The organism is Lacrimispora sanguinis, assembly GCF_044987295.1.
Lineage (GTDB): Bacteria > Bacillota > Clostridia > Lachnospirales > Lachnospiraceae > Lacrimispora > Lacrimispora celerecrescens_B.
The window spans coordinates 2,711,501-2,717,500 of the sequence record NZ_CP173277.1 but is presented as its reverse complement, the minus strand read 5'-3'; the positions used below and the strand labels follow the sequence as shown (position 1 = coordinate 2,717,500).

Here is a 6,000-nt window from a genome sequence, read left to right as displayed (position 1 = left end):
GAGGAAGGTGGGGATGACGTCAAATCATCATGCCCCTTATGATTTGGGCTACACACGTGCTACAATGGCGTAAACAAAGGGAAGCAAAGGAGCGATCTGGAGCAAACCCCAAAAATAACGTCTCAGTTCGGATTGTAGTCTGCAACTCGACTACATGAAGCTGGAATCGCTAGTAATCGCGGATCAGAATGCCGCGGTGAATACGTTCCCGGGTCTTGTACACACCGCCCGTCACACCATGGGAGTTGGTAACGCCCGAAGTCAGTGACCCAACCGTAAGGAGGGAGCTGCCGAAGGCGGGACTGATAACTGGGGTGAAGTCGTAACAAGGTAGCCGTATCGGAAGGTGCGGCTGGATCACCTCCTTTCTAAGGAAGAAGAAGTAAGGGTTTTATATACTGTTGAGTCTTATGTTTCAAAGTTTCGTAATGTGTAACCTTGCGAACAAGTTCGCTCGGTTGCGGCTGTGCCGCTTATACAACAGAATACAAATGTGCTTATGAAAGCAAGCTTTCAACACACATTTCCATTCCATTGTACACGCATTACTAGTAAGACACGAAATTTCTGGTGCCGATGCGCTTAGGGGAGACACCCGTTCCCATCCCGAACACGATGGTTAAGACTTAAGCGGCCGATGGTACTATGCTGGAGACGGCATGGGAGAGCAGGTGGGTGCCAGATTACTTTAAAAAAATTCACTCTAGCGAGTGTTTTATATAGAACGGACATGTTCCAATGGGCGGAGGGAAAAGCGAAGCCTGTGCTAAAGAATGTGTTAACCTGATTCAGCAGGGTAGTGCTGTTTTATATAGCTGGTTTTTACCAGTGATTCGTGGGTTCGAGCCTATCGAGCAAGCGAATGACTGATAAACTTCAGTCAGGTGATGCCAAAAGAAAGCATGTAATGTTTCTGATGACATCGTGTATGTACCTTGAAAACCACATATTGAAATATATCTAGATAAAGTCTTTATTATAAAGACAATATCAAGACATCCGAGGTGTTACATCTAACGATGTAACCAAACAAAACTCGTTAAAGTAACCGTAACGTACGGTGAAATAACAAACCTAAGACCAGAGATACAACGCTATGTATCTTAGATAAGTAGCCCGCACCCGCAGGTGAACATCGAATTGGTTAAGCTAATAAGAGCGCAGGGTGGATGCCTTGGCACTAAGAGCCGATGAAAGACGTGATAAGCTGCGAAAAGCTTCGGGGAGGAGCAAATATCCTTTGATCCGGAGATATCTGAATGGGGAAACCCAACTGAGCAAACCTCAGTTGTCGTATGGTGAATACATAGCCATACGTCGGGAACCCGGGGAACTGAAACATCTAAGTACCCGGAGGAAAAGAAAGAAAACTCGATTTCCAAAGTAGCGGCGAGCGAAATGGAAGGAGCCTAAACCAGTATGCGTGCATACTGGGGTTATGGACTGCAATAAGTGAGACGATTTGTTACCAGAACGGTCCTGGAAAGACCGGCCATAGAAAGTGAAAGCCTTGTATGGGAAAGCAATAGTCAGCGAGCAGGATCCAAAGTACCACGAGACACGAGAAACCTTGTGGGAATTCGGGGGGACCACCCCCCAAGGCTAAATACTACTTAGTGACCGATAGCGCATAGTACTGTGAAGGAAAGGTGAAAAGGACCCCGGGAGGGGAGTGAAAAAGAACCTGAAACCCTGTGTTTACAAGCTGTGGAACCACGTTTAAGGTGGAACCGCGTACTTTTTGTAGAACGGTCCGGCGAGTTACCGTTACTGGCAAGGTTAAGCACTTAAGGTGTGGAGCCGAAGGGAAACCAAGTCTTAATAGGGCGCATAAGTCAGTAAAGGTAGACCCGAAACCGGGTGATCTACCCATGTCCAGGTTGAAGTTTCCGTAAAAGGAAATGGAGGACCGAACGCACATCCGTTGAAAAGGGTGGCGATGAGGTGTGGGTAGGGGAGAAATTCCAATCGAACCCGGAGATAGCTGGTTCTCCTCGAAATAGCTTTAGGGCTAGCCTCGTATTAGTCTGCCGGAGGTAGAGCACTGAATTTCCTAGGGGGCGTCAAAGCTTACCAAAGAATATCAAACTCCGAATGCCGGCCAGATGATGTACGGGAGTCAGACTGCACGAGATAAGTTGGGTAGTCAAAAGGGAAAGAGCCCAGACCACCAGCTAAGGTCCCAAAGTGCGTGTTAAGTGGAAAAGGATGTGGGATTTCACAGACAACTAGGATGTTGGCTTAGAAGCAGCCACACATTCAAAGAGTGCGTAATAGCTCACTAGTCGAGAGGTCCTGCGCCGAAAATGTCCGGGGCTAAAACACGACACCGAAGCTGTGGAATGTATCGTATGATACATTGGTAGAGGAGCATTCTTAACGCACAGAAGCATTACCGTAAGGAGATGTGGAGTGTTAAGAAGAGAGAATGCCGGAATGAGTAGCGAGATGGAGGTGAGAATCCTCCAGGCCGAATATCTAAGGTTTCCAGAGTAAAGCTGATCTGCTCTGGGTAAGTCGGGGCCTAAGGCGAGGTCGAAAGACGTAGTCGATGGACAACAGGTTGAAATTCCTGTACCGCATATTATCAGAACTGTGGGGACACAGAACCGAAGAAGAACCCGGGAATGAAAAGACCGGGGCAAGCACTGGACTGGCTGGAATGGCAAATCCACCCAGCAACAGGAAGGTGTGACGCGTACCGAACATAAGTAGGGAAGTCTTCGTAGGGGCTGTCAAGAAAAGCCGCTATTGTGTAATATGTGCCCGTACCGTAAACCGACACAGGTGGATGAGGAGAGAATCCTAAGGCCGGCGGGAGAAGCATTGTTAAGGAACTCGGCAAAATGACCCCGTAACTTCGGGATAAGGGGTGCCTGGGAAACCAGGCCGCAGAGAATAGGCTCAAGCAACTGTTTAGCAAAAACACAGGTCTATGCAAAACCGAAAGGTGAGGTATATGGGCTGACGCCTGCCCGGTGCTGGAAGGTTACGAGGAGGGGTTAGCGGCAACGCGAAGCTCTGAATTTAAGCCCCAGTAAACGGCGGCCGTAACTATAACGGTCCTAAGGTAGCGAAATTCCTTGTCGGGTAAGTTCCGACCCGCACGAAAGGCGTAATGATTTGAGCGCTGTCTCAACAATGCACCCGGTGAAATTGAAATACCAGTGAAGATGCTGGTTACCTGCGCCAGGACGGAAAGACCCCATGGAGCTTTACTCCAGCTTGATACTGGGATTCGGTACTGCATGTACAGGATAGGTGGGAGGCAGTGAAGATAGGACGCCAGTCTTATCAGAGCCGATGTTGGGATACCACCCTTGCGGTATTGGATTTCTAACCTGCAGCCATGACCTGGCTGGGGGACAATGTCAGGCGGGGAGTTTGACTGGGGCGGTCGCCTCCGAAAGGGTATCGGAGGCGCTCAAAGGTTCCCTCAGAATGGACGGAAACCATTCGAAGAGTGCAAAGGCATAAGGGAGCTTGACTGCGACACCGACGGGTGGAGCAGGTAGGAAACTAGGACTTAGTGATCCGGTGGTATAAAGTGGGATTGCCATCGCTCAACGGATAAAAGCTACCCTGGGGATAACAGGCTTATCACTCCCAAGAGTTCACATCGACGGAGTGGTTTGGCACCTCGATGTCGGCTCATCGCATCCTGGGGCTGTAGTAGGTCCCAAGGGTTGGGCTGTTCGCCCATTAAAGCGGTACGCGAGCTGGGTTCAGAACGTCGTGAGACAGTTCGGTCCCTATCCGGCGTGGGCGTAGGATATTTGAGAGGAGCTGTCCTTAGTACGAGAGGACCGGGATGGACTGACCTCTGGTGTATCTGTTGGCTATCAAAGCCATGGCAGAGTAGCCAAGTCGGGAAGGGATAAACGCTGAAGGCATCTAAGCGTGAAGCCCCCCTCAAGATGAGATATCCCATCGCAAGAGTAAGACCCCTTGAAGACGACGAGGTAGATAGGGCAGAGGTGGAAGCATGGCAACATGTGCAGCTGACTGTCACTAATAGGTCGAGGGCTTAACCAGGTTGGTTTAGGTAAGAGGAAAGAACGGATGAAAATAGATATGTAACAATGTGTGGTTTTGAGGGTATATGCAGCAGGTTATGGTGCATAGCACAGAATTATAATGCGTAAATCCAGGTATGGGTTTGCGCTTTTTTTGTTTTTAAGTCTTTTATAGAATTAAGGAGCTGTATGCAATGAAGAGAGGACAGGATGTCATCCGTATATTAATGGTCTGCCTTGGAAATATATGCAGATCACCCATGGCGGAGTTTGTTATGAAGGATATGATAGAAAAGGAGCATTTAGGCGATCGCTTCTATGTGGCGTCAGCAGCCACAAGTACGGAAGAGATCGGGAATCCGGTGCACCGTGGAACAAGAGAAAAGCTTAAAGAATATGGAATATCCACGGCTGGAAAACATGCAGTACAGTTATCCAGGAAGGATTATGACCAATATAACTATCTGATTGGTATGGAACAGAGGAATGTGACAAATATGCTTAGAATCCTGGGCGGAGACCCGGAAGGAAAGGTAAAGCGGCTTTTGGACAAGAGAAAAGCTTAAAGAATATGGAATATCCACGGCTGGAAAACATGCAGTACAGTTATCCAGGAAGGATTATGACCAATATAACTATCTGATTGGTATGGAACAGAGGAATGTGACAAATATGCTTAGAATCCTGGGCGGAGACCCGGAAGGAAAGGTAAAGCGGCTTTTGGACTTCTCTCCTCATCCTAGGGATATTGCAGATCCGTGGTATACCGGAGACTTTGACCGTACCTATGATGATGTATATGAAGGATGCAAAGCACTTCTTACCTTTATTTTGGAGCAGGAAAACGAGAGGAATTACAGGTAGCTAGGGGGTATTATTTATGAAACCACTTAATTTTGTTGTAATAGGCTCCGGATGGAGATCTCAGTTCTATGCAAGGATTGCCAAAGCTTATCCGGATTGTTTTCATCTGGCAGCATTTCTTTGCCGGACAAAAGAAAAAGCCCAGTGGCTGCAGGAGGAAACCGGAATCAAAGCCGTGACAAGCCCAGAGGAATGCCGATCAGAAAATCCGGATTTCGTTGTAGTGGCTGTTAATAAGGATTCCATCTTTCAAGTGACAAGGGAATGGGCACTGAAGGGATATCCAGTGCTTTGTGAGACACCGGCTGCTATGGAATTAGAAGATTTGCAGGAGCTTTGGCGTCTTCATACCCAGGAAGGAGCCAGGATACAGGTTGCGGAGCAGTATTTTGAATACCCGGTCTTTCATGCGGCTATTGAGATCGCTAAGCGGGGGTATCTTGGTGATCCATATATGGTTAATATCTCTGCAGTTCATGACTACCATGGAGCCAGCCTGATCCGACGGCTTTTAGGAATTGGTTTGGAAAACATGAAAGTGTATGGAAAGAAATACCGTTATCCGGTAGTGGAGACGGATTCCAGGCAAGGGCTTATTGAAGACGGCAGGGTAAGTGAAAGAGAACGGGTCAGGCTGACCTTTGAATTTGAAGGGGGAAAAACAGCCTTTTATGATTTTAATGGTATACAGTACCATTCCAGTATCAGGAGCCGTCATTTAAATGTTCAGGGAGCAAGAGGGGAACTGGATGACTGGACGCTTCGTTATGTAGGAGAAGACAACCGGTCAAGAGAATTACAGATTATTCAAAAACCTTTTGAAACAGGAAATGGAATCAAAGAAATCTACATGGAACAGGAGCTGCTTTATAGAAATCCGTTTTATGAGTTAGGAAGGATCAATGGGCTTTCTCAGGATGAAACGGCCATAGGAACTCTTATGCTTGGAATGAGACGGTTTATTGAGGGGGGCGTGGAGGTTTATCCTCTATCCGAGGGGCTGCAGGACGCCTATGTGAGGATACTTATGGAGCAGGCTCTAAAAAGCGGTCAGATGATGGAATCAGAAACCCAGATTTGGAGTTGATTAGTAGGGGCGGGTTTTTATGTAGAGTAAAAA

Annotated in this window: 1 protein-coding gene, 3 rRNA genes and 2 pseudogenes (1 of these 6 running past the window's edge); all 6 read left to right on the top strand. The window is 47.6% G+C overall.

Going from position 1 to position 6,000, the window contains the following annotated elements; genetic code table 11:
- Nucleotides 1–368, top strand: a 16S ribosomal RNA gene (locus tag ACHZES_RS12575); it begins 1,164 nt to the left of the window's first position.
- A 198-nt stretch (nucleotides 369–566) separates the two neighbouring features.
- Nucleotides 567–684 (top strand): 5S ribosomal RNA (gene rrf, locus ACHZES_RS12570).
- 458 nt (nucleotides 685–1,142) lie between these two features.
- Nucleotides 1,143–4,035: ribosomal RNA gene (locus tag ACHZES_RS12565) — 23S ribosomal RNA — on the top strand.
- Together the 16S, 23S and 5S rRNA genes form the textbook arrangement of a ribosomal RNA operon.
- Before the next feature lie 175 nt (nucleotides 4,036–4,210).
- Nucleotides 4,211–4,553 (top strand): annotated as a pseudogene (locus ACHZES_RS12560) (low molecular weight protein-tyrosine-phosphatase); the annotation flags it as partial.
- 21 nt (nucleotides 4,554–4,574) lie between these two features.
- Nucleotides 4,575–4,880, top strand: a pseudogene (locus ACHZES_RS12555) (low molecular weight phosphotyrosine protein phosphatase); the annotation flags it as partial.
- A 16-nt stretch (nucleotides 4,881–4,896) separates the two neighbouring features.
- Nucleotides 4,897–5,967 (top strand): Gfo/Idh/MocA family protein, encoded by a 1,071-nt coding sequence (locus ACHZES_RS12550; RefSeq protein ID WP_395549314.1) that lies wholly within the window; start codon nucleotides 4,897–4,899, stop codon nucleotides 5,965–5,967.
- Nucleotides 5,968–6,000: the final 33 nt, after the last annotated feature.